The sequence below is a fragment of the Serratia sp. CY38905 genome (assembly GCF_052168875.1).
Lineage (GTDB): Bacteria > Pseudomonadota > Gammaproteobacteria > Enterobacterales > Enterobacteriaceae > Serratia > Serratia sarumanii.
The window spans coordinates 65916-87825 of sequence record NZ_JBJNLV010000009.1 but is presented as its reverse complement, the minus strand read 5'-3'; the positions used below and the strand labels follow the sequence as shown (position 1 = coordinate 87825).

The following is a 21910-nucleotide window of genomic DNA, read 5'->3' as shown; positions in this document are numbered from 1 at the left end:
CCCCTACCAGCGATGCTGCCGTTCACGTTGCTCGCGCATGAAATCGATAAAGGCGCGCAGCTTGAGCGGCAGATGCCGGCCGGCGGGAAAGTAGATGAAAAACCCCGACGCTTCGCTGGCGTAATCCGGCAGCACTTCCACCAGTTGCCCCTGCGCCAGCTCCTGCAACACCGTGCCCTGAAAACGCTGTGCGATACCCAGGCCCGCCAACGCCGCATCCTTGATCAGCCTATCTTCGTTAAAAATTAAACTGCCGCTGACGTCCAGCGCGCGTTCATCGTCGCCCAGGCTGAAATACCAGGGTTCCAGTTTGCCGCTGCCGGGGAAACGGTAGCGCAGGCAGTGGTGAACGGGCAGATCGTCCGGCGTGGCCGGTACGCCGCAGCGCGCCAGATAGTCGGGCGAGGCGACCAGCACCCGGCGCTGGCCGTTGTCGATCGGCACGGCGATCATGTCCTTTTGCAGCATGGCATGCATGCGAATGCCGGCATCGAAACTGCCCAGCACCAGATCGGAAAAGCGGTCTTCGGTAAACAGCTCCAGCTGCACCTCGGGATAGCGCCGCTGAAACGCCGCCAGATGCGGCATTACCAGCAGCGAAGCGGCCAGCTGCGGCAGCGTAATGCGCAGCAGGCCCGCCGGCTGCGCGCCCAGAGCGCGCACGTCGTCCGCCGCCACGTCGATCTGGCTCATCGCCGGCGATACCTTCTGATAGAACAACCGGCCCTCGTCGCTGAGGCGCACCGAGCGGCTGGTGCGGTGAAATAACCGCACTCCCAGCTGATTCTCCAGCGCCTGAATGTTTTGCGACACCGCCGGCGGCGTGACGCCGAGCTGGCTGGCCGCGCGGGTAAAGTTGCCCAGGCGCGCGACGGCTTCGAAATAGGGCAACAGCTGCAGGAGTGAACTCATCTATCAATAACCTGTGCTTAATGATTCATTAAATTATTCCTTATTTTAATTTATGACGAAGGTTTTAGACTGATTTTACTTTCCATCAGAGAGATGAAAATCATGTCGGCAGAACAACGGGCGTTAACAGAACGGATCGCGGCGATCGATCAACAGGCGATGGCCGAAGGGCGCATCGTGGGTAGCGTAGTGCTGGTGGCGCGGCGGGGCGAGATTTGCTACGCCGGGGCGGCCGGCTATGCCGATCGCGAAGCGCGGCGGCCGATGCGGCGAGAAACGCAGTTCCGGCTGTCGTCGGTCTCCAAACCCTATACCACGCTGGCGGCGCTATGCCTGATAGAGCAGGGCAAGCTGAGCCTGGATGACGCGGTCAGCGACTGGCTGCCGTGGTTCACTCCGGCGTTGGCGGACGGCCGGCGCCCGGCGATCAAGATTCGTCATTTGCTGAGCCATACCGCCGGGCTGGACTATCGGCTGAACCAGCCGCCGGCGGGCGTTTATCATCAGCTGGGGATCCAGGACGGCGTGGAGCTGTCGACGCTGACGCTGGAGCAAAACCTGCGGCTGTTGGCACAGGCACCGTTGCTGTCGGCGCCGGGGGAGCGCTTCAATTATTCGCTGGCGATCGACGTGCTTGGCGCGGTGCTGGAACGGGTGACGGGCATGCCGCTGCCGCAGCTGTTTGTCGAATGGGTGGCGCGGCCGCTGGGGCTCGGCAATACCGCGTTTTATGCGGCGGACGCCGCGAACCTGGCGACGCCGTATTACAACACGCCGCATGGGCCGCAGCGCATGCATGAAGGCCTGCGGCTGGCGCTGCCGGAGGAGATGGCGGGGGGCGAGGTACTGTTTTCACCCGCGCGGGCGCTTAACGCCGGGGCCTATCCTTCCGGCGGCGCGGGCATGGTCGGCGATGCCGACGATGTGCTGCGGCTGGTGGAGGCGCTGCGCAGCGGCGGGCAGGGCATGTTGCAGCCGGACACGGTGGCGTTGCTGCGCAGCCCGCACGTGGGGGCGCAGGCGCAAACGCAAGGGCCGGGCTGGGGATTCGGTTTCGGCGGGGCGCTGCTGGTGGACACAGATGCCGCGCAGACGCCGCAGCATGCCGGCACGCTGACCTGGGGCGGCGTTTACGGCCACAGCTGGTTCTTTGATCCACAGGCGCAGTTGAGCGTGGTGATACTGACCAACACCGCGTTTGAAGGCATGTGCGGCCGCTATCCGCAGCAGATCCGCGATGCGGTTTACGCCGCGGAAATGGGGTAAATAAAAAGGGCCCCGCAGGGGGCCCTTGATCAGGCTGTCAGGCGATTACTGCGCCGGTGCCGGAGCGGGTTCCGCTTCCTGCGCCGGTTCAGCGTCTTCCGCCGGGGCGCCCAGCATGGCGAACTGGCCGATGAACTCTTGCAGCGACATCTTGTTGCCGTTGAGGTCAACCTGGTTGTCGGCATAGTGGAACGTGCTCGCGATCACGCCGTCTTTCTGGGTGGTCAGCTTGAACATCTGGCCCATGGCCGCCAGGCCCTGCACTTGCTGCTGCGCCAGTTTCTGCGCGTCTTCCGCATTGTAACCCTGCAACAGCGCGGTTTTCGCGGTCACTTCGGTGGCCATCGCTTCCGGAATGGTCAGGTTGATATCCAGCTTTTTAACCGCCTGCGCGATCAGCTGATCCGGCGATTGCGCCGGGGAGGCGGCCTTGCTCGGATCGGTCAGCGCCAGATCCAGCGTGAAGGTGCTCTCGCCCTTGCTGTTTTTCCAGCTCAGCGGCGCGATGCTGAGGCTCGGGTTGCCTTTCAGCAGCAGCGGCAGGTTCTTTTGCAACAGCTCGGCGTTTTGCTGCTCATACACGGCCGGATCCAGGTTCTCGCCCTGTTGCAGCAGCGCCATGGTCTGGCGGTTGTAGCTGTCGGCGAAGTCTTTCAGCGCCTTGCCGTCGACGTTGTCGATTTTCAGCGCCAGCTTGCCGGCGCCGAAATCGTTGCCCTGCACCTTGAGCGCGTCCATGGTGTAGTCGATCTGGCCGCCGATGTTGCTGCTGCCTTGCTCGCCGAACTTGCTCACCAGGTTGAAACCGTCCAACGCCACGGTATCTTTACCGTCGATCGTCAGTTTGAACTGCTTCAGCGTCATCGTCTGATCGCCGAGCTTCACGCCGAACTTGCTCTCGTTGCTGTTGCCTTTCAGGTTGAAGCCCTGGAAGGTGATCTGCTCGTTTTGACCGAATTCGTTCGGGCTGGCGAACACGATATTGTCGCTATTGGCGTCCAGCACGAATTTTTTCAGATCGCTGGACACATCGGCGTTAATGGTGGCGCCGCTGAATTTCAGCGAAGACTTATCCTTCTGGTAGTCCAGCGGGATGATGTCGATGGCGGACGAGGTGTCCCCGCTGTAAGAGATGCGCGAATCGGCGGTAAACAGCGATTTGCCTTTGGTGGTGTCAAACAGGCCTTTCACCGCCGGGGTATTTTCCAGCTCGGTATGCACCGACGCCATGCTCGGCAGCAGATTGAATTTTTTCAGCTGGGCGAAGGGGAACGGGCCGTGATCGATGGTTTCCAGGAACGCCACTTCTTCGCCGGCTTTCAGCGCCGCGTCTTCACTGGTATCCGTGCCGTCGGAGCGCAGCACATAACGCACTTTACTGCTGAACAGGCCGCGCTGGTAATTTTCATAGCTCAGCTTCACGCCGGCTTTCGGCAGGTAAGCTTTCAGCTGGCCGTTGGCGTTGTCGACGACTTCGCCCATGTGCTGCTCGATCAGTTTCCCGGTGTACCAGGATGCCCCGGTCCATGCTGCGCCAAGAACCACAATGACGCTGACAGCGACTAACGATTTTTTCATAGCTCTGTTTCATCCTTTTTTCTTATCACCCTCCGTTGCGCGGGAGGGGCAAATAGGGGCCGAAAATAAACGCCCGCAGGCGTTTAATTGTGGGGGTAGCTCTCGCTTTCAGCAAGCAATTTGCTGAAATTTATCAACGGTTAGGCCAGCTGGTTATAAACCCTGGCGATGCGGCCGCTGCCGCTGACGTTGACCGGGGATTCGAAAGCCCCGATAAAGCAGGATTCGCCCGGTTTGAGCGTCAGGCGTTGCCCGGATTTTTCCAGCGTCGCTTCGCCGGTGACGCAGAACACGATGGCGGCGCTTTGCTGCGCCAGCGCCTGCGGGGCGGCGGTCAAATCGTGCAGCGAGAAGGCGAAATCCTCCACCGGAATCGGGAAGAACAGCTCGTTGCCGCGTGGCTCCGGCTGGGTCAGCAGGCCGGAAGCCGGCTGCGGGCGGAACTGCAGATTGGCCAGCAGCTCGGGCACGTCGATAAATTTCGGCGTCAGGCCCGCGCGCAGCACGTTGTCCGAGTTGGCCATCACCTCCAGCGCCACGCCTTTCAGGTAGGCGTGCGGCGTTTCGGCATACAGGAACATCGCTTCGCCCGGCGCGAGCTGCACCACGTTCAGCAGCAGCGGTGAGAACAGGCCGCTGTCGTCCGGATAGAAGCCGGCGATAAAGCGTACGGTATCCCAGGGTTCCCCCTGCTGGTTATTGAGCGCGGCTTTCAATACGCCGAGCGCCAGCGACTTTTGCTCGCCGCTCATCGTCAGCAGGCTGGCGAACAGGGTTGCGAGATGCGCGGTGTCCGGCTGTTGCAGGAAGGCGGCGATGTCGTGGTGTGCGCCGGCGATCGGTTGCAGCAGGGAAACGATATCGGCCAGTTCGCGAAAGCCGTTCATCGCCAGGAACGGCGTGAGGGCGAACACCAGCTCGGGCTTGTGGTTGGGATCTTTATAGTTGCGTTCGGCGGCGCTCAGGGGGATGCCGGCGGCATTCTCTTTCGCGAAGCCGATTTCGGCCGCCGCTTTGCTCGGGTGAACCTGGATCGACAGTGGCTGATCGGCGCAGAGTACTTTAAACAGGAACGGCAACTCGCCAAAGCGGCTGGCGACGTTGGTGCCCAGCTGTTTTGGCTGGTCTTCATCGATCAGATCGCGCAGCGAACGCAGCTCGCCGTCGGCGCCCGGCACGCGGGAAGGGCTCTTGGGATGGGCGCCCATCCACAGTTCGGCCATCGGCAGATTATCAGGGTTGGCGATGCCGTAAAGACGGGTCAGCGCATCGTGGCTGCCCCAGGCGTAATTCTGTACCGCGTTGGTCATTTTTTGCATGTCGATAAACGTCCTTAGCGTCATTGCCGTACCGGATGGCAATAACTTACTGATTTTATACGGTTAGTTAAATCTGTGCCGACAACCATCATACGCCCGCGTCGGCAGGAAAAATCATGGGCGCGATCAAAACAACGCCGAATAACGTCGCGCCCGGCAACGGGGCCAAAGTATAGCGTGATAACGATCGGCGCCTCAATTGGCGCGCAGGCCTCAAGGCGGCCCGGAAAACCCGCCATTCGATTATTTTTTGAACCGGCAGGATTATTGCCGATAGTCCGCTCATCCTGCCGCATTATTTATTATTCAGCATGTCAAAATATGACTGCTGAATTTATTTTTTACCGTCTGAGCCATTCCCTTATTATTATTTTCGCGCTGCGCCGGGCGATCACACGCCGAGCTTAAACCTGCGCGTCAGACCCCTTTACCGTAACGGCTAACGAGTCGATTTAACAAAACCAGAGGTCTGTTGCATGAAAAAACTGTTGTTGCTGTTGGGGCTTTGCGCCGGCGCAGCCCAGGCGGCGGTGATTGTCACCTATCCCTACGCGGCGCCGCGCGCCGTGGCGATCGCGCCGGCGCCGATCGTCGTTGCACCCGCGCCGGTCGCGGTTCCCGCCGCGATCGTGCCCGTGGCGCACCCGTTGGCGCTCACCGCCGGCGCGGCGGCGACCGGGGCGTATCGGCATCATGAACGGCAGGACGCCTACGACGAGATCAATCATCTGCAGCAACAACGTATCGATGAGCTCAATCATTTACAGGCGCAGCGCATCAATAATTTTAATTCGCGTCATCCGCGTTAATGATTAGCCACACTTTTATTCTCCTGGCTCATTCCCGGCCGTTTATTTCGCCGCGGGTTAACCGATGGAAAATAACCGCGTCGTTAATGGGTAAAAAAGATGAAACGTGCTGTGAGATAACTCTCTTAATGCGAATAGTTATTATGTCACTATACTGGGAGTGCATGCCGACGGGGGATAGCGCGTCGGCCTAACCCTACGATTTTAGGAATTATGCTAAGGAGATAATGATGGCAGGCGTTCGTATCGAAAAAGACTCTATGGGCCCCATCGAAGTACCGGCCGACAAGCTGTGGGGCGCGCAAACCCAGCGTTCGTTGGCGCATTTCCGCATTTCCTCCGAAAAGATGCCGACCGCGCTGATCCACGCGCTGGCGTTGACCAAGCGCGCCGCCGCGCAGGTGAACGTGGATCTGGGGCTGCTGCCGGCCGAACGGGGCGCCGCCATTATCAGCGCCGCCGACGAAGTGCTGGCGGACAGCCATGCCGACCAGTTCCCGCTGTCGATCTGGCAAACCGGCTCCGGCACCCAGACCAACATGAACATGAACGAAGTGTTGGCCAACCGCGCCAGCGAGCTGCTGGGCGGCGTGCGCGGTGAAGAGCGCAAGGTGCACCCGAACGACGACGTCAATAAAAGCCAGAGCTCCAACGACGTGTTTCCCACCGCGATGCACGTGGCGGCGGTGATTGCGCTGCGCGAACATCTGATCCCCGAGCTGAAAGTGCTGCACAAGACGCTGAGCGACAAGGCTGAAGCCTACCGCGACATCGTCAAAATCGGCCGCACCCATCTGCAGGACGCCACGCCGCTGACCCTGGGGCAGGAGATCTCCGGTTGGGCGGCGATGCTGGCGCACAATCTGAAACACATCGAGGACAGTATTCCGCACATCGCCGAGCTGGCGCTTGGCGGCACGGCGGTCGGCACCGGGCTGAACACCCATCCGGAGTACGCGGTGCGCGTTGCTAAAGCGCTGGCGGAGTTGACCCATCAGCCGTTCGTCACCGCCCCGAACAAGTTCGAAGCGCTGGCGACCTGCGACGCGCTGGTGCAAGGGCATGGCGCGCTGAAAGGGCTGGCGGCCTCGCTGATGAAGATCGCCAACGACGTGCGCTGGCTGGCTTCCGGCCCGCGCTGCGGCATCGGCGAGATTTCGATCCCGGAGAACGAACCGGGCAGTTCCATCATGCCGGGCAAGGTCAACCCGACCCAGTGCGAGGCGATGACCATGCTGTGCGCCCAGGTGCTGGGCAACGACGTGGCGGTGAACATTGGCGGCGCTTCCGGCAACTTCGAGCTGAACGTGTTCCGCCCGATGGTGATCCACAACTACCTGCAGTCGATTCGCCTGCTGGCCGACGGCATGCAGGGCTTCAACGAGCACTGCGCGGTGGGCATCGAACCGAACCGCGATCGCATCACCCAGTTGCTGAACGAATCGCTGATGCTGGTGACGGCGCTCAACACCCACATCGGCTACGACAAGGCGGCGGAAATCGCCAAGAAAGCGCACAAGGAAGGGCTGACGCTGAAAGCCGCGGCGCTGAAGCTGGGCTACCTGACCGAAGCGCAGTTCGACGAGTGGGTGCGGCCGGAAGCGATGGTCGGCAGCATGCAGAAATGATTGATCTGTGAGGCAACCGGGGGCTTACTGAGGTAAGCCCTTTTTTTGTGGAGAAATCAAGATGTCGCGCGCACAACGTTTACTCGATCTGATGCAGCTGCTGCGCAGCCACCGTTATCCGGTGGCGGGCCATGCGCTGGCGCAGACGCTGGGCATCAGCATGCGCACGCTGTACCGCGATATCGCCACGCTGCAGCAGCAGGGGGCGGAGATCGCCGGCGAGGCGGGCGTCGGCTATGTGCTGCGCCCCGGCTTTATGCTGCCGCCGCTGATGTTCTCGCAGGCGGAGACAGAAGCGTTGGTGCTGGGCATGCGCTGGGTCAGCCGCCGCGGCGACAGCCAGCTGGCGAGCGCGGCGGGCCAGGCGCTGGCCAAGATCGCCGCCGTGCTGCCGCCGGCGCTGCGGGAGGAGCTGGAGGCTAACACGCTGTTGATCGCGCCGGTTCAGGCACCGCCGGTGGCGGATGAGCTGCGGGTGCTGATCCGTGACACCATCCGCCGCGAGCGCAAGCTGCATATCGGCTATCTCGATCTGGCGGGGCAGCGCAGCGAACGCCTGCTGTGGCCCTTTGCGCTGGGCTTTTTCGACCAGCTCCAGGTACTGGTCGCCTGGTGCGAGCTGCGCCAGGCGTTTCGCCATTTTCGCCTCGATCGCATTCAGGCCGCTACGCCGTTGGAACAGCGCTATCCGCGCGGCCGGCGGCGGCTGCTGAAAGAGTGGCGCCTCAGCGAGGGCATTGCGGAGCAATAGCGGCACGCTGCTGCCATAAACTGTCAGCCGCGCGCTTTAGTCTGTGCCTATCGGGAACCGGCCGGTTCCCATCACCCAGAGGACAGACCGATGACTCTTCCCAGCATGACCCTGCTTTACGTCGACAACCCGCTGAACAGCGCCGCCTTTTATCAACGCTTACTGGGACAGGCGCCGGTGGAACTTTCTCCCGGCTTCGCCCTGTTCGTGCTCAACAACGGCTTTAAGCTGGGTATGTGGGCCAAACAAGGGGTAAAACCTGCGGCGACCCTGACCGGCGGCGGCGGTGAACTGGGCTTTTTGTGCCAGGATCCGCAAGAGGTCGAGGCGCGCTATAACCAGTGGCGCGAACTCGGGCTGCCGATTGAACAAACGCCGACCGAGATGGCGTTCGGTTACACCTTCGTGGCGCAGGATCCGGACGGCCATCGCCTGCGGGTGTATGCCCTCAGCGAGTAGCGTCGTCGGTATACAGGTGCAGGCGTGGCACCAGCAGCCGCAGCGGCCGGGCGTCGGGTTTGTAACGGTGTTTCACCGCGTCGACGTCGTAGTTGAGCAGCTCGCCAATCTTCGGCACTGCGGCGCCGTTTTCAACCTGACACAGGGCGATCAGCGGCAGCGGGCAGGGGTGTTGCACCTGTTTTTGCTGCTGCTGATACCACACCCGGGCGATCGGCTGCACTTTGACCGGCCGCTTGATTTTCAGCGTCGCGTGCTGCGGCAGGCGGCTGACGTCGTCTATCTCGCGGCTGACCAGGGCAGCCCACTGTTCACGGCTGTGCGGCGGCACCGCGCGGCCGGCTTTCAGGCTTTTCTCCAGCTGTGCCAGGATGTCGTCCCGCTTGACGTTTTTGATGATGTGCTTGTTGGCCCAGCCGAAGCGCACGGAGTCGGGATTGGTCAGGGCGGTGAGGGTGCGATAGGCGCTGAGGGTAATCAGCCCGTGCAGATGGGTGTGCACGAACTCGAAACGCTGCTCCGGCGCCAGGCCGGAATCGACGGTGATAATCTGTTCCAGCTCGCCCTTCAGGCGATTGATCAGCGCCAGCTGCGTTTGCAGCGCCTGATACTCCGGCTGCTCCACCGCCAGACAGATGACGCCGGGCAGGCGAACGGCGGCCTTGCTGCTGACATTCTCCCGGTTATGGTGGATAAACAGCCGCTGATAGTGCTCCAGCGCCAGATCGCGCGCCGCTTGCCCTACATGCTGTTCGACCGCGATATGTGAGATGGCCTGATGTTCCTGGCCTTTTTCAACCTCCGGCAGGCTGAACACCCGCGCCGCCAGCAACCGCAGCGGGGCGATCTGCTGCTGCAGCGCGCCGAGCGCCTGCTCCAGTTCGGTAAAGCAGGCATTCATCCGGCCTATCACATCGTATCTGCTCATCGCACCTTCCTATTTTAGTTACAACATACTATAGAAGAGTAGCAGACTGGGGGCAACATAGGCTACCGGGGAAAAGGCGGCTTCATTGGCCACCCGGCTTATCAGCGGAAAATACGCCATAACGGTCTTTGGCGGCAGGGCACGCAAGACACTCTGTATGCGTAGTGTTTTGATTAATTTATGGATTTTATCCTGTTCGTTTGTGTTTTGTTTAATCCATTTTCCGCACGCCGTTGTCCAAACGCTGGAACAAACGGAATGGCAGGACGCGATGAGCCCTTGGGGTTATCTTTTCTTCTGTCATTAACGGGCGCTTTAAACGGAGGTTCACTGTGGATATTAAACAGAAAGTCAAAAACATGACGCTGGAAGAGAAAATCGGGCAAAAAATCATGCTGGATTTTCGCTACTGGGATCGGAGCGGTAGCAGCAATCAGGATATGACCGTTCCCGATGAAGCCATTGGCAAGCTGATCGCCGATAACCACGTGGGTGGGGTGATCCTGTTTGCCAATAATCTGAAAGACAAGCAGCAGATCAACACATTGACGGCCTGGTATGCCGCGATGAAAACCCACGCGGGCATTCGTTTGTTTATTGGCACCGATAACGAAGGTGGTAACGTTTTCCGGCTGCCGCGCGGCGACTATGCCTCATTTCCCGGCAATATGGCGCTCGCAGCGGCGATTGAGGGCGGTGCGGATAAACATCTCGCCGTTGAACAAGGCAAACTGATGGCCCAGGATATGCGCGCGTTGCATATCAATACCAACTTTGCCCCGGTCGTGGACGTCAACACCAACCCGTTCAATCCGGTGATTAACGTTCGCGCCTTCAGCGATGATAAGAACACCGTTTCCCGTCTGGCAGAGAAAATGGTGGCGGGCATGAAACAGCAGGGGCTGATCACCGCTTACAAGCACTTCCCCGGCCATGGCAGCACCTCGACCGACTCGCATACCGGTTTGCCGCGCGTCGATCGCACGCGGGAAGAGGCTTTTGCCATCGATATCGCCCCTTACAAGCAGGCCATCGATCGCTGCGCGGCGCCGGACATGGTCATGACCGCCCATATTCAGTATCCGGCACTGGATAACCGCCAGATAGACACCCGCAGCGGTGAAAAAATCACGGTGCCGGCCACCATGTCGCATGAAATTCAGACCCAGATCCTGCGCAATGAGTTGGGGTATGCCGGCGTAACGATTTCAGACGCGCTGGATATGGGCGCGATTGCCGAGCATTTCAGCCAGCAAGCGGCCGCTGAAAACGTCTTTGCCGCGGGGGTGGATATTGCTCTGATGCCTGTCAGCATCGCTTCGCCGGCCCAGGCGCGCTTGCTGCCGGATCTGATCCGTTACCTTGTGGATAGAGTGAAAGCGGGGCATCTCAGCGAGGCTGATATCGATGCCTCGGTCGAGCGAATTTTGCGCCTGAAATTACGCCATAACCTGATGGGCCATAGCGACAGGCCGTGTTTCAACGACGCTTCGTCCTCAGCGCACAAGCTGGAAAAACGCATCGCCGATCGCTCCATTACCGTGGTGATCAATCGCCACAGCCTGTTGCCGTTGAAGGACAAAACGCTGCGCTACTTTATTTTGACCCCGTGGGGCGAGCAGGCCAACGGTATTGCGCGCGTGATGGCGCAGGAGGGGTATCAGAACGTCGTTGCCGCGAAGGAAACGGAACTGAGCGATGCCCAGATCAGAGAGCATATTGCCGGCTGCGACGTGTTCCTGCTCGGAACGCTGTCAACCCGCTTTACGCCTGCCGAGCAGGATGGGGTGGTGACTTCAGCAACCGGAGCGGGCAATGAAGGCAGTCCTTATCCGGGCTGGTTGAAATACGCTGCCGAGCAAGGGAAAAAACGCGTTCACCTCTCACTGCGCGCCCCTTACGATATCGTGAACTATGCCGCAGAGGTGGAGGCGGCCGTCGCCACCTACGCCTACTACGGTTATGACAGCGGCGTGTGGCGCGGCCCTTCGATGGTCTCTTTGGCGCAGGTGCTGACGGGTAAAATCAAACCGCAGGGCAAATTGCCGGTCAACACCTGGCATGACTACGATGCGGAAACCAATACGGGCAAGGTGGCGTTCCCTCGCGGGACTGGGCTGAGCTGGTGATGGGGTAAGGACACCGGCGTCGTCTGAAAAAGGCGACGCCGGCAGCTTGATAACGGGCAGTTTCTTGCTCTGCACGTAACGACATGGGATAACCGTCACTCACGGAAGGAGAATCAGGATGCCGACAGGCGCAACAAAATTAGGCGGATGGCTGTTGATGGCCGCCATGCTGGGCGTGAGCGGATGCGCCAAGCCACCCGAACCGGAGAAGCCCCCGCGGCCGACACCGCCGATAACACCGATGCGGGGCATCTGGCTGGCCACGGTCATTGGCCTGGACTGGCCGCCGGCGGCCTCCCTGAAGGCGGAAACCGCGCAAGAGCGGGTTTGCCAGCAGAAACAGGGGCTGACGGACGCGCTGGACGAGATGGTGAAAACCGGGATTAACACGGTCTATTTTCAGGTTAAACCGGACGGCACGGCCCTGTGGCGCTCAAACATCTTGCCCTGGTCTGAGGTGTTGACCGGCACCGTTGGCCAGGATCCCGGCTATGATCCGCTGGCCTTTATGCTGCAAGAAGCGCATCGGCGCGGCATCAAGGTGCATGCCTGGCTGAACCCTTATCGGGTTTCCATGAATACCCGCCCACAGACGATTGATGCACTCAATCATACGCTGCAGTCGCCGCCGGCCAGCGTCTATGCGCTGCATCCCGACTGGATACGCACCGCCAACGAGCGCTTCGTGCTCGACCCCGGCCTGCCCGACGTGCGCAACTGGATCACCGGCGTGGTGGCTGAAATCGTCAAAAACTACGATGTCGACGGCATTCAGTTTGACGATTATTTCTATTACGAAACGCCGCAATCGCCGCTGGATGATGAACGAACGTATCGCGCATACGGCAAAGGATTTGCAGACAAAGCCGCCTGGCGCAGAGACAACACGCTGCAATTGATAAAACAGGTGTCAGCCGCCGTCAAAGCATTGAAGCCCGAGGTTGCGTTTGGCGTCAGCCCGGCGGGCGTATGGCGAAACAAAGCGGACGATCCTGACGGTTCGGCGACGCGGGCAGGCGCGCCATCGTACGATACGGCCTATGCCGATACGCGCCAGTGGGTAAAACTGGGGCTGCTCGATTACATCGCACCGCAGCTGTATTGGCCTTTTGATCGCGAAATTGTCCGCTACGACGTGCTGGCCAACTGGTGGGCCGAGGTGGTGAAAGGCACGTCGGTTCGGCTCTATGCCGGGGTGGCGCTGTATAAAGTAGGCGCGCCTGCCGCCGGTGAGCCGGCCTGGGCCGTCGAGGGCGGCGTTCCCGAACTGAAAAGGCAGCTCGATCTCAACGAAAGCCTGCCGGGAATGGGGGGAACCATCCTGTTCCGGCAACGCTATCTGACTGAGCCGCAAACGGATAAGGCGGTGGAGTACCTGCGCACCCGCTGGAAAACCGGTCAATAATCACAGGCACTGGCATGACAAGCCGCGGCAAACCACCGCGGCTTTTTCTCTTCAAAGGCGCGCCGCTTCCGGCAGGCGTTTCAGGTAATGCACCACCAGCAGCGCCAGCAGCAGCATCAGGCTGATGAACGCCGCCACGCCATTCCAGCCGAAGCTGTGCCAGAACACGCCGCCGAGGGTGCCGGCCACGCTCGAGCCGACGTAATAGCAGAACAGATATAGCGACGACGCCTGGCCTTTGGCGCGGCGCGCGCGGCGGCCGATCCAGCTGCTGGCCACCGAGTGGGCGGCGAAAAAGCCAGCGGTGAACAGCATCATGCCGATAAAGATCGCCGGCACCTGCGGCAGCGCGGTAATCAGAATCCCGATCAGCATAATTACGATCGAGGCCAGCAGCACCGGGCCGCGCCCGAAGCGCGAGGTGAGCGCGCCGGCCTTGGGCGAGCTGTAGGAGCCGGTGAGGTACACCACCGACAGCAGGCCGACGATCGCCTGGCTCAGGTGGTAAGGATCCGCCAGCAGGCGATAGCCTATGTAGTTGAACAGGGTGACGAAGCTGCCCATCAGCAGGAAACCTTCCGCGAACAGCAGCGGCAGGCCCTTATCGTGCCAATGCAGTTTGAAATTGATCAGCAGGGTGCGCGGGCGCAGCGAGCTGGCGCGAAAATGCCGCGAGGCGGGCAGGATGCGCCAGAACATGCAGGCGGCGGCGAGGGCGAACAGGCCGATAACCCCGAGCGACACGCGCCAGGAGAAGAAGTCGGTCAACACCCCGGTCACCAGGCGGCCGCTCATGCCGCCGATCGAGTTGCCGCTGATATACAACCCCATCGAGAAGGCGACGAAGCTGGGATGGATCTCTTCGCTGAGATAGGTCATGCCGACCGCCGCCACGCCGCTCAGCGACAGGCCGATCAGCGCGCGCATCAGCAAAATGCCGTGCCAGCTGGTCATAAAGGCGCAGATCAGCGTGCAGACCGCCGCCAGCAGCAACGCCACCACCATCACCGATTTGCGGCCGATGGCGTCGGACAGCGGCCCGGTAAACATCAGGCCGATCGCCAGCAGGCCGGTGGAGACCGAAAGCGACAGGCTGCTTTCCGCCGGCGAGACGCCGAAATCTTGCGACAGCACCGGCAGGATCGGCTGCACGCAGTAAAGCAACGCGAAGGTCGCCAGCCCGGCGGAAAACAGCGCCAGCGTCACGCGCATAAACTGCGGCGTGCCGCGTTCGATGTAGGGGAGTTTGTTGTTGAGGGTGGAGCGTTTTACTTTTGGCGCAGCGGCCGCGTCATCGTTGGCGGCCAGCGTCGACGGCATCGCGGCCGCAGAACGCACAGGGGTTGTCACAGCGTTTCCTTACCGAACTTCGGGGGAGATAAACAGACACTTTGCAGATAACAAAATGATAGGGAGCGGCGATTTTTTTGTCTAATATATTAATAATTCAAATTAAGACGTTTTAAATATGAATATCGAATTGAGACACCTGCGTTACTTTATCGCCGTGGCGGAAGAGCTGCATTTTGGCCGCGCCGCCGAGCGGCTGCGTATCTCCCAGCCGCCGCTCAGCCAGCAAATCCAGGCGCTGGAGGAGATGGTCGGCGCGCGGCTACTGGCGCGCAACAACCGCAACGTCAGTTTGACCCAGGCCGGGGAGATGTTCCTCAAAGAAGCCTATCAGGTGCTCGATCAGGTCGGGCGCGCGGCGGAAAAGGCGGCGCGTCTGGATCGCGGCGAACTGGGGGAAATGACCATCGGCTTTACCTCTTCCGCGCCCTTTATCGGCGTGGTGTCGCGCAGCCTGCGCGCCTTTCGTCAGCACTCGCCGCAGGTGCATATCAAAATGCGCGAAATCAACACCAAACAGCAGATCGAACCGCTGCTGAACGGTGAGCTGGATCTGGGGGTGATGCGCAACACGCGGCTGCCGGAGGCGCTTCACTATCAGCTGCTGCTGCGCGAACCGCTGGTGGCGGTGGTGCCGCAAGGGCATCCGCTGGCGGAAACGCCCGGCGGCGCGCTGCGGTTTCAACATCTGGCGCAGGAGCCGTTCGTGTTCTTCTCGCGTGAAGTCGGCACCGCGCTGTACGACGAAATTCTGCTGCTGCTCGGCAAGGCCGGCATAACTCCGTACATCACCCAGGAAGTGGGCGAAGCGATGACCATCATCGGGCTGGTCTCCGCAGGGTTGGGGGTGTCGATTCTGCCGGCCTCTTTCGCCCGGGTGCGGGTGGACGGCGTGCGCTATTTGCCGCTGGCGGAACCCGACGCCACCACCGAAGTGTGGCTGGTGCATCACCGCCGGCGGCCGCTGACCGCTGCGGCGCAGGCGCTGATGGCGTTGATGCTCAAATGACGCCGTAACCGGGTAAATAAAACTCGATTCACGCTGAAATTGCGAGGAATTTGTGCAGCAAATCACATAACGAATCAAATAGTTGACGCTGTATGACAAAAGCCCCACCATAACCCCTAGTCTTTATTTAGAAGCGCGAAAAATAGTAGGAGCAGGTTTGTGATTGCGGTTGGGCAGCCTGGGCATATCGATCAAATCAAGCAGACTAATGCGGGGGCGGTTTATCGGCTAATCGATCAACTGGGCCCGATTTCGCGCATCGAACTGTCAAAACGCGCGCAGCTGGCGCCCGCCAGCATCACCAAGATCGTGCGCGAACTGCTGGAAGCCCACCTGGTCAAGGAAACCGAGTACCAGGAAATCGGCAGCCGGGGCCGCCCGGCGGTGGGACTGGTGCTGGACACCGAAGCCTGGCATTACCTGTCCGCCCGCATCAGCCGCGGCAGCATCACGCTGGCGCTGCGCGATCTCAGCAGCAAACTGGTGGTGGAGGAACAGTTGCCGCTGGCGGCCGAACACCCCGAACCGCTGTTGAAACGCATCCTGACCGAAGTCGATCAGTTCTTTATCCGCCACCAAAGCAAGCTGGAGCGGCTGACGGCGATCGCCATCACGCTGCCGGGCATGATCGACGTGCAGTCCGGCGTGGTGCACCGCATGCCGTTTTACGACGTGCTGGAGATGCCGCTCGGCCCGGCGCTGGAAACCCGCACCGGCCTGCCGGTTTACCTGCAGCACGACATCAGCGCCTGGACCATGGCCGAGGCGCTGTACGGCGCCTCGCGCGGCAGCCAGAACGTCATTCAGGTGGTGATCGACCATAACGTCGGCGCCGGGGTGATCACCGGCGGCCATGTGCTGCACGCCGGCAGCCACAGCGTGGTGGAGATCGGCCACACCCAGGTCGATCCTTACGGTAAACGTTGCTACTGCGGCAACCACGGCTGTCTCGAGACCGTGGCCAGCATCGAGAACATGCTGGAGATCGCCCAGCAGCGGCTGAGCGGCTCGATGAGCTCCAGCCTGCACGGGGCGCCGCTGACCGTCGAATCACTGTGCGACGCCGCGCTGGCGGGCGATCAGCTGGCGCGGGACATTATCCTCGGCGTCGGCCACAGCGTGGGGCGCATTCTGGCTATCATGGTCAACCTGTTCAATCCGGAGAAGATCCTGGTGGGCTCGCCGCTCAACCGCGCGGCGGAGATCCTGCATCCGGCCATCGCCTCCTGCATTCGTCAGCAGGCGCTGCCGGCCTACAGCGAGCAGGTCAAGGTCGAATCCACGCAGTTCTTCAATCAGGGCACCATGCCCGGCGCGGCGCTGGTGAAAGAGGCGCTGTACAACGGTTCATTGCTGGTGCAGCTGCTGCAGGGCTAACATCAGAACTTCTTATTAATCCCGCAAAAGATTGAGCTACCTCAAGCCCCTATGAGGGCGCATCCCCTAGAATCTTTCCGCAAGACTTCTTCGCCGCCGGTGCGGCGACACATTGTTAACGGGGCATTCTGGGGCATTTTATTCATGTTGAAGCGTTTATTTGTGACAGGCACGGATACCGACGTCGGTAAAACCGTGGTTTCCCGCGGGTTGATGCAGGCGCTGGCCGCCGATGGCCGTTCGGTGGCCGGCTACAAGCCGATCGCCGCGCGCTGCCAGGAAACCAGTGAGGGCATCCGCAATAAAGACGCTTTGGTGTTGCAGGCCACCTCAACCCTGCCGCTGTCCTACGAGGAGATCAATCCCATCACCTGCCTGGATGAGGTGTTTCACGCGCATGCAACCGAGGACATCAACTATGGCGTGATGAGCAGCGGTCTGCGCGATCTGTCCGCCAAAGCCGATACGGTGGTGGTGGAAGGCAGCGGCGGTTGGCGGGTGCTGATGAACGATCTGCGGCCTTACGCCGAGTGGGTGGTGCAGGAACAGCTGCCGGTGGTGCTGGTGGTGGGCATCAAACTGGGCTGCGTCAGCCACGCGCTGCTGACCGCGCAGTCGATAATCAACGACGGTCTGCCGCTGCTGGGCTGGGTCGCCAACCGCATCAACCCGGGGTTGGCGCACTATGCCGAAACCATCGCGGCGCTGCAGCAGCGCATTCCCGCGCCGCTGCTGGGTGAAATTCCGTATCTGCCGCGCGCGGAGCAGCGCGAACTGGCGCACTACCTCGATATTTCCACGCTGCTGTAAGCTCGCTCAGGCGCAGAGCGTCGCCAACAGCCGGGCGGCGATCAGCAGGCCCAGCCCATACACCGTGTGGGTGAGCAGGCTGAGGAGCCGCGCTTTTCGTGGGTAGGCGGTTTTCGCCGCCGCCACGCCAAAGCCCAGCGCGGGCTGCATCACCAGAAACGGCGCCGCCAGGCTCAGCCAGCCGCTCAACAGCGCGATGAGCGGCTCCGGCGCCGCATACCATCCGCTGCCCGCCAAACCGAGCGGGATAAAGGCAAACGCGATGCCGATGGCGTAATGCAATATCCAACCGATTTCTCTCTCCCCCCGGCGCGGCGGCGCCGTAACGATGGTGGCGTGAAACCAGCGGCCGTCGAACATGCCGAGAAACCAACGGCCCACCAGCGCATAATCGAGAGAAGGGATGCCGAAGCGCCGCTTCAGCAGCAGCGCCCACAGATCCATACAGGGGGTGGCGCCGGCGCCGGTTAACAGGATGCGCACTAACAGATCGGGGGTCATAGGGTGTCCTTGGCTCAGTGACGTGATAATGTGCGCACAGTGTGCAACTTAAAGTCGGCTTCAAGTCAATGGCAAAAGAACTGGATATCGGCGCGGTGGCGCGCCTGAGCGGAGTCGCGCCTTCCGCGCTGCGGCATTACGAGAAGAAAGGGCTGATCGCGTCGACGGGCCGCCACGGTTTGCGCCGCCAATACGCCGCCGGCGTGCTTGACCAACTGCGGCTGATCGCGCTGGCGCGCCTGGCCGGTTTTACGCTGGACGAGATGAGCGCCTTGTTTGACGAACGGGGCAAGATAGCGCTCGATCGCGGGCTGCTGGCGGCGCGGTCGGATGAACTGGATCGCCATATCCAGCGCCTGATGCAGGTGCGCGACGGGCTGCGCCACATGGTCGATTGCCCTGAACCCGAGCACCTGCAGTGCCCACAGTTCAGGAAAATCCTGCAGCAGGGCGAGTTCTAAGCCTCGCGTTTGGGCGGCGGCGCCGAGTGATACACCGACACCGGCCGCAGGCCGCGCGACACGGTGGTGGCGATCACGCACGAGAGCAGAATGCCGGGCAGCAGCGCGTATTCGCCGGTCATTTCAAACACCATCAGCGCCGCCATGATTGGCGCATGGGTGGTGGCGGCCAGCAGGGTGGCCATGCCGGTCAGCGCCAGCAGCAGCGGCACCACCGCATCCATGCCCGGCCACAGGCCAAACAGCTGACCGATGATCGAACCGAGCGCGGCGCCGACGAACAGCGTCGGGGTGAAGACCCCGCCCGGCGCGCCCGACCCGCTGCTGGCGAGGATCGCCAACAGTTTGCACACCAGGATCGCCCCCAGCAGCAGCACCCCCGGCGGCGCGATCAGCAGCGCCTGTACCACGCTGTAACCATTGCCCCACACCTGCGGGAACAGCAGCGAAAGCAGCCCGACGATCAGGCCGCCCAGCGCCAGCTGCAACGGCGGCTTCAACCGCAGCGAGCGGAAGGCATGGCCGGTGGCGGTCATCAGCCATAAAAACAGCGGCCCACCGGCGCCGGCCACCACGCCGACCAGCGCCATCAGCAGGTATTGCGTCGGCAAGGGGGCGGCGAGCGGCGTCACCAGATAGAGCGGCGCCTGGCCGCCGTTGAGCAGGTTGGTCATCAGCAGGGCGCTGACCGCCGCGATCACCACCGGGCCGAGCGAGGCCAGCATCAGGGTGCCGAACAGGATCTCGGCGATAAACAGGCTGCCCGCCAGCGGCGCATGATAGGCGCTGGCCATCCCGGCGGCGGCGGCGCAGGCCACCCACAGTTTCCACTCTTTCTCGTGCGTAAAGCGCTGGGCGAACAGCGAGCCCACCAGCGCCGCCAGCAGGATCATCGCGCCTTCGCGGCCGATGGCGCTGCCGCTCGACACCACCAGCAGCGACGCCAGGCACTTCACCAGGCTGGCGCCGGTGTCCAGCTTGCCGTTGCCGGTCTCGATCGCTTCCATATAGTCGGTGGGCGCCGCCGGGCGCTGGTGGCGGTAGCGCTGATGCATATACAGCAGCAGGCCCGCCGCCAGCCCGCCCAGCGCCGGAGTGAGGGCGCGCCGCCAGCCGGGCAGCGCGGCGGCGGCGGCCACCAGGCTGCCGTCGGCATTGCCGAGCAGCAGCCACTCGAGGCCAATCATCGAACGGTGGAACAGCCACACCGCCAGGGCGGCGGCGACGCCGATGAACACGGCGATAAACAGGCTGCGCAACAGGGCGCGATAGTGGTGCAGATGGACCAATCTTTTCATGCGTGGGCAGCGTCGTGAGAAAAATCAAAGGGTCATCAGCGCATTGTGCTTGGCGCTCCGGCCGATGACCAGTGAATCTTTAGCAAACTGCGGCATGGGCGGGGCGGCGAGCGCCCCGGCGTGGGTTATTGCGGCGTCAGCACCCGGCGCGTGCGGCCGGAGCTGAGGTAGTCGGCGATATAATCCTGCGAGATTTCGCCGCTGTAGCGGCCATCTTCATCGACGATCGGCATCCAGGAGGTGTTGTGCTCGTACAGCTTCGACAGCACCACGCGCAGGTTCTCCTCCGCACGGGCGGTGACGCGGAAACGGTGCAGGCTGTCGGCGCAGACGCCCGGCGCGCCGCGTGCCTCGCGGCGCTTGACGTATCCCAGCGGCTTGCCGTCGGCGTCCACCACCGTCACCGAGCGGGCGTCGATATCGTCCATCAGCCCGAACGCTTCCACTAGCGGCGTCTCCCGCCGCACCGTCACCGTTTCCTGTTGATCGGCCACGTCGCCGGCCTGCACCAGCAGCAGGCGCTTCAGCGTGCGATCCTGGCCGACAAAGGAAGCGACGAAGTCGTTGGCCGGTCGCGCCAGCAGCTCATCGGCGCTGGCGTTCTGCACGATTTTGCCCTGGCGGAACACCGCGATGCGATCGCCGAGCTTCAGCGCTTCGTCGATGTCGTGGCTCACCAGCATCACGGTCTTTTTCAGCTGGCGCTGCATGTCGAGAAACTCGTTCTGGATGGTTTCGCGGTTGATCGGATCCACTGCGCCGAAGGGTTCATCCATCAGCAGCACCGGTGGATCGGCCGCCAGCGCGCGGATCACGCCGATGCGCTGCTGCTGCCCGCCGGACATCTCTTTCGGGTAGCGGTGCAAAAAACGCTTGGGATCCAGCGCCACCATGCTCATCAGCTCCTCGGCGCGATCGTGGCAGCGTTTTTTGTCCCAGCCCAGCATGCGCGGCACCACGGTGATGTTCTCCTCGATGGTCATGTTGGGAAACAGGCCGATCTGCTGGATGACGTAGCCGATTTTGCGGCGCAGGCTGACGGTATCCAGCGCGCTGGTGTCTTCGCCGTTGACCAGAATGGTGCCGCCGGTGGGTTCGATCAGGCGGTTGATCATCTTCAGCGTGGTGGTTTTGCCGCAGCCTGAAGGGCCGAGCAGCACGCAGATTTCGCCTTCCGGCACGTCCAGATTGATGTTGTCTACGGCGTTGAACGGCGTGCCGTTCTTTTGCATGAACTGTTTGGTCAGATTTTCCAATTTAATCATGAGCGGATCCCCTTGGGCGTTAGCGCAATTTGCAAGCGGTGCAATAACCAATCGAGGACGATCGCCAGCAGGCTGATCATCACGGCGCCGGTAATCAACTGGCGAATGTCGCTGCTGCTGATGCCGTTGAGCAGCAGCAGGCCGAGGCCGCCGGCGCCGATCACCGCAGCGATCGCCATCACGCCGATATTCATCACCACGGCGGTGCGGATGCCGCCGAAGATCACCGGCAGCGCCACCGGGATCTCCACCCAGCGCAGGCGTTGCCAGAACGTCATGCCGATGCCGCGGCCGGCTTCGCGCAGCCCGCCGGGCAGGTTGTCGAGCGCGGTGTGGGTGTTGCGCACGATTGGCAGCAGCGAGTAAAGGAACACCGCGGTGATCGCCGGCACGTAGCCGATGCCGTGGCCGATTAAGGAAAACAGCGGGATCATCAGCCCGAACAGGGCGATGGAGGGCACGGTCAGCACCAGCGTGGCCAGGCTCAGCACCGGCGTCGCCAGCCATTTGTGGCGGACGATCAGCACGCCGAGCGGCACGCCGATCAGGATCGCCAGGCCGACGGCGACGCCGACCAGCAGCAGATGTTCCAGCGTCAATCCGGCGATATAGGCCCAGTTTTGCCAGGCGTAAAGTATGGTATTCATCACATGCC

The 21910-nt window shown here is 61.8% G+C and carries 20 protein-coding genes; 11 read left to right on the top strand and 9 right to left on the bottom strand.

What is annotated here, in order from left to right; all coding sequences use genetic code 11:
• Positions 1–3 precede the first annotated feature (3 nt).
• Entirely contained in the window at positions 4–912 is a 909-nt protein-coding gene (locus ACJ8MK_RS18260) for a LysR family transcriptional regulator (RefSeq protein ID WP_039566319.1), read from the bottom strand.
• Positions 913–1014: 102 nt separating this feature from the next.
• Between ACJ8MK_RS18260 and ACJ8MK_RS18255 the strand changes: the two genes are divergently transcribed.
• Positions 1015–2178: a serine hydrolase domain-containing protein gene (locus ACJ8MK_RS18255; protein ID WP_442517962.1), complete on the top strand. Its 1164-nt coding sequence runs from the start codon at positions 1015–1017 to the stop codon at positions 2176–2178.
• Positions 2179–2223: 45 nt separating this feature from the next.
• Here the strand turns inward: ACJ8MK_RS18255 and ACJ8MK_RS18250 are convergent, their stop codons facing one another.
• Together ACJ8MK_RS18250 and manA are read right to left on the bottom strand one after the other, a co-directional pair.
• Entirely contained in the window at positions 2224–3756 is a 1533-nt protein-coding gene (locus ACJ8MK_RS18250) for a YdgA family protein (protein ID WP_041034957.1), read from the bottom strand.
• 140 nt (positions 3757–3896) lie between these two features.
• On the bottom strand, positions 3897–5075 hold the full coding sequence (gene manA / locus ACJ8MK_RS18245) for a mannose-6-phosphate isomerase (RefSeq protein WP_101426864.1): 1179 nt from the start codon (positions 5073–5075) through the stop codon (positions 3897–3899).
• Between the two features lie 476 nt (positions 5076–5551).
• Between manA and ACJ8MK_RS18240 the strand changes: the two genes are divergently transcribed.
• The 4 genes from ACJ8MK_RS18240 (at position 5552) to ACJ8MK_RS18225 (ending at position 8722) form a co-directional block, all read left to right on the top strand.
• A complete protein-coding gene (locus ACJ8MK_RS18240; RefSeq protein ID WP_043147412.1) occupies positions 5552–5884 on the top strand; it encodes a hypothetical protein in 333 nt (110 codons plus the stop codon).
• A 230-nt stretch (positions 5885–6114) separates the two neighbouring features.
• Entirely contained in the window at positions 6115–7512 is a 1398-nt protein-coding gene (gene fumC, locus ACJ8MK_RS18235) for a class II fumarate hydratase (protein WP_033638434.1), read from the top strand.
• Between the two features lie 61 nt (positions 7513–7573).
• On the top strand, positions 7574–8263 hold the full coding sequence (locus ACJ8MK_RS18230) for a helix-turn-helix transcriptional regulator (protein ID WP_308333257.1): 690 nt from the start codon (positions 7574–7576) through the stop codon (positions 8261–8263).
• A 90-nt stretch (positions 8264–8353) separates the two neighbouring features.
• Entirely contained in the window at positions 8354–8722 is a 369-nt protein-coding gene (locus tag ACJ8MK_RS18225; RefSeq protein WP_101426865.1) for a VOC family protein, read from the top strand.
• Here the strand turns inward: ACJ8MK_RS18225 and tus are convergent.
• On the bottom strand, positions 8712–9650 hold the full coding sequence (gene tus / locus ACJ8MK_RS18220) for a DNA replication terminus site-binding protein (RefSeq protein WP_043147415.1): 939 nt from the start codon (positions 9648–9650) through the stop codon (positions 8712–8714). The two genes, ACJ8MK_RS18225 and tus, sit on opposite strands and share 11 nt — an antisense overlap.
• Before the next feature lie 332 nt (positions 9651–9982).
• Here tus and ACJ8MK_RS18215 point away from each other — a divergent pair, with 332 nt between their 5' ends.
• Together ACJ8MK_RS18215 and ACJ8MK_RS18210 are read left to right on the top strand one after the other, a co-directional pair.
• Complete coding sequence (locus tag ACJ8MK_RS18215) at positions 9983–11779, top strand: glycoside hydrolase family 3 N-terminal domain-containing protein (RefSeq protein WP_442517961.1); 1797 nt, start codon at positions 9983–9985, stop codon at positions 11777–11779.
• A 118-nt stretch (positions 11780–11897) separates the two neighbouring features.
• Positions 11898–13184: a glycoside hydrolase family 10 protein gene (locus ACJ8MK_RS18210; protein ID WP_442517960.1), complete on the top strand. Its 1287-nt coding sequence runs from the start codon at positions 11898–11900 to the stop codon at positions 13182–13184.
• A gap of 51 nt (positions 13185–13235) precedes the next feature.
• Here the strand turns inward: ACJ8MK_RS18210 and ACJ8MK_RS18205 are convergent, their stop codons facing one another.
• The gene (locus ACJ8MK_RS18205) at positions 13236–14504 is read right to left on the bottom strand and encodes an MFS transporter (RefSeq protein ID WP_031300458.1); all 1269 of its coding nucleotides are present in this window, start codon (positions 14502–14504) and stop codon (positions 13236–13238) included.
• A 148-nt stretch (positions 14505–14652) separates the two neighbouring features.
• Here ACJ8MK_RS18205 and ACJ8MK_RS18200 point away from each other — a divergent pair, with 148 nt between their 5' ends.
• From ACJ8MK_RS18200 to bioD, 3 genes are all read left to right on the top strand, one after another.
• A complete protein-coding gene (locus ACJ8MK_RS18200) occupies positions 14653–15543 on the top strand; it encodes a LysR substrate-binding domain-containing protein (RefSeq protein WP_033638441.1) in 891 nt (296 codons plus the stop codon).
• A gap of 159 nt (positions 15544–15702) precedes the next feature.
• Positions 15703–16920, top strand: coding sequence for a sugar metabolism global transcriptional regulator Mlc (mlc, locus tag ACJ8MK_RS18195; protein ID WP_004938526.1), 1218 nt, complete (start codon positions 15703–15705; stop codon positions 16918–16920).
• A gap of 144 nt (positions 16921–17064) precedes the next feature.
• Complete coding sequence (gene bioD / locus ACJ8MK_RS18190; RefSeq protein ID WP_033638445.1) at positions 17065–17730, top strand: dethiobiotin synthase; 666 nt, start codon at positions 17065–17067, stop codon at positions 17728–17730.
• A gap of 6 nt (positions 17731–17736) precedes the next feature.
• Here the strand turns inward: bioD and ACJ8MK_RS18185 are convergent, their stop codons facing one another.
• The gene (locus tag ACJ8MK_RS18185) at positions 17737–18231 is read right to left on the bottom strand and encodes a DUF2938 family protein (protein ID WP_442517959.1); all 495 of its coding nucleotides are present in this window, start codon (positions 18229–18231) and stop codon (positions 17737–17739) included.
• A gap of 68 nt (positions 18232–18299) precedes the next feature.
• Between ACJ8MK_RS18185 and ACJ8MK_RS18180 the strand changes: the two genes are divergently transcribed.
• Entirely contained in the window at positions 18300–18692 is a 393-nt protein-coding gene (locus ACJ8MK_RS18180; protein WP_060436260.1) for a helix-turn-helix domain-containing protein, read from the top strand.
• Here the strand turns inward: ACJ8MK_RS18180 and clcB are convergent.
• The 3 genes from clcB to osmW form a co-directional block, all read right to left on the bottom strand.
• Positions 18689–19990, bottom strand: a complete 1302-nt coding sequence (gene clcB, locus ACJ8MK_RS18175; RefSeq protein ID WP_442517958.1) for a voltage-gated ClC-type chloride channel ClcB — start codon at positions 19988–19990, stop codon at positions 18689–18691. The genes ACJ8MK_RS18180 and clcB overlap by 4 nt on opposite strands.
• A 125-nt stretch (positions 19991–20115) precedes the next feature.
• Positions 20116–21255 carry an osmoprotectant ABC transporter ATP-binding protein OsmV gene (osmV, locus tag ACJ8MK_RS18170; RefSeq protein WP_041034977.1) on the bottom strand — a complete coding sequence of 380 codons (1140 nt, stop codon included), beginning with the start codon at positions 21253–21255 and terminating at the stop codon, positions 20116–20118.
• Positions 21252–21902 (bottom strand): osmoprotectant ABC transporter permease OsmW, encoded by a 651-nt coding sequence (osmW, locus tag ACJ8MK_RS18165; RefSeq protein WP_033638455.1) that lies wholly within the window; start codon positions 21900–21902, stop codon positions 21252–21254. Before osmW ends, osmV begins: the two co-directional genes overlap by 4 nt.
• Positions 21903–21910 lie beyond the last annotated feature (8 nt).

What these genes read in the sequence shown, in the direction of transcription:
- ACJ8MK_RS18180 (WP_060436260.1), top strand. Translation starts at nt 18,300, where the DNA reads ATGGCAAAAGAACTGGATATCGGCGCGGTGGCGCGCCTGAGCGGAGTC.
- ACJ8MK_RS18260 (WP_039566319.1), bottom strand. Translation starts at nt 912, where the DNA reads ATGAGTTCACTCCTGCAGCTGTTGCCCTATTTCGAAGCCGTCGCGCGC.
- ACJ8MK_RS18250 (WP_041034957.1), bottom strand. Translation starts at nt 3,756, where the DNA reads ATGAAAAAATCGTTAGTCGCTGTCAGCGTCATTGTGGTTCTTGGCGCA.
- ACJ8MK_RS18210 (WP_442517960.1), top strand. Translation starts at nt 11,898, where the DNA reads ATGCCGACAGGCGCAACAAAATTAGGCGGATGGCTGTTGATGGCCGCC.
- ACJ8MK_RS18185 (WP_442517959.1), bottom strand. Translation starts at nt 18,231, where the DNA reads ATGACCCCCGATCTGTTAGTGCGCATCCTGTTAACCGGCGCCGGCGCC.
- osmW (WP_033638455.1), bottom strand. Translation starts at nt 21,902, where the DNA reads ATGAATACCATACTTTACGCCTGGCAAAACTGGGCCTATATCGCCGGA.
- ACJ8MK_RS18230 (WP_308333257.1), top strand. Translation starts at nt 7,574, where the DNA reads ATGTCGCGCGCACAACGTTTACTCGATCTGATGCAGCTGCTGCGCAGC.
- ACJ8MK_RS18240 (WP_043147412.1), top strand. Translation starts at nt 5,552, where the DNA reads ATGAAAAAACTGTTGTTGCTGTTGGGGCTTTGCGCCGGCGCAGCCCAG.
- ACJ8MK_RS18225 (WP_101426865.1), top strand. Translation starts at nt 8,354, where the DNA reads ATGACTCTTCCCAGCATGACCCTGCTTTACGTCGACAACCCGCTGAAC.
- manA (WP_101426864.1), bottom strand. Translation starts at nt 5,075, where the DNA reads ATGCAAAAAATGACCAACGCGGTACAGAATTACGCCTGGGGCAGCCAC.
- fumC (WP_033638434.1), top strand. Translation starts at nt 6,115, where the DNA reads ATGGCAGGCGTTCGTATCGAAAAAGACTCTATGGGCCCCATCGAAGTA.
- ACJ8MK_RS18205 (WP_031300458.1), bottom strand. Translation starts at nt 14,504, where the DNA reads ATGCCGTCGACGCTGGCCGCCAACGATGACGCGGCCGCTGCGCCAAAA.
- ACJ8MK_RS18255 (WP_442517962.1), top strand. Translation starts at nt 1,015, where the DNA reads ATGTCGGCAGAACAACGGGCGTTAACAGAACGGATCGCGGCGATCGAT.
- osmV (WP_041034977.1), bottom strand. Translation starts at nt 21,255, where the DNA reads ATGATTAAATTGGAAAATCTGACCAAACAGTTCATGCAAAAGAACGGC.
- ACJ8MK_RS18200 (WP_033638441.1), top strand. Translation starts at nt 14,653, where the DNA reads ATGAATATCGAATTGAGACACCTGCGTTACTTTATCGCCGTGGCGGAA.
- bioD (WP_033638445.1), top strand. Translation starts at nt 17,065, where the DNA reads ATGTTGAAGCGTTTATTTGTGACAGGCACGGATACCGACGTCGGTAAA.
- tus (WP_043147415.1), bottom strand. Translation starts at nt 9,650, where the DNA reads ATGAGCAGATACGATGTGATAGGCCGGATGAATGCCTGCTTTACCGAA.
- clcB (WP_442517958.1), bottom strand. Translation starts at nt 19,990, where the DNA reads ATGAAAAGATTGGTCCATCTGCACCACTATCGCGCCCTGTTGCGCAGC.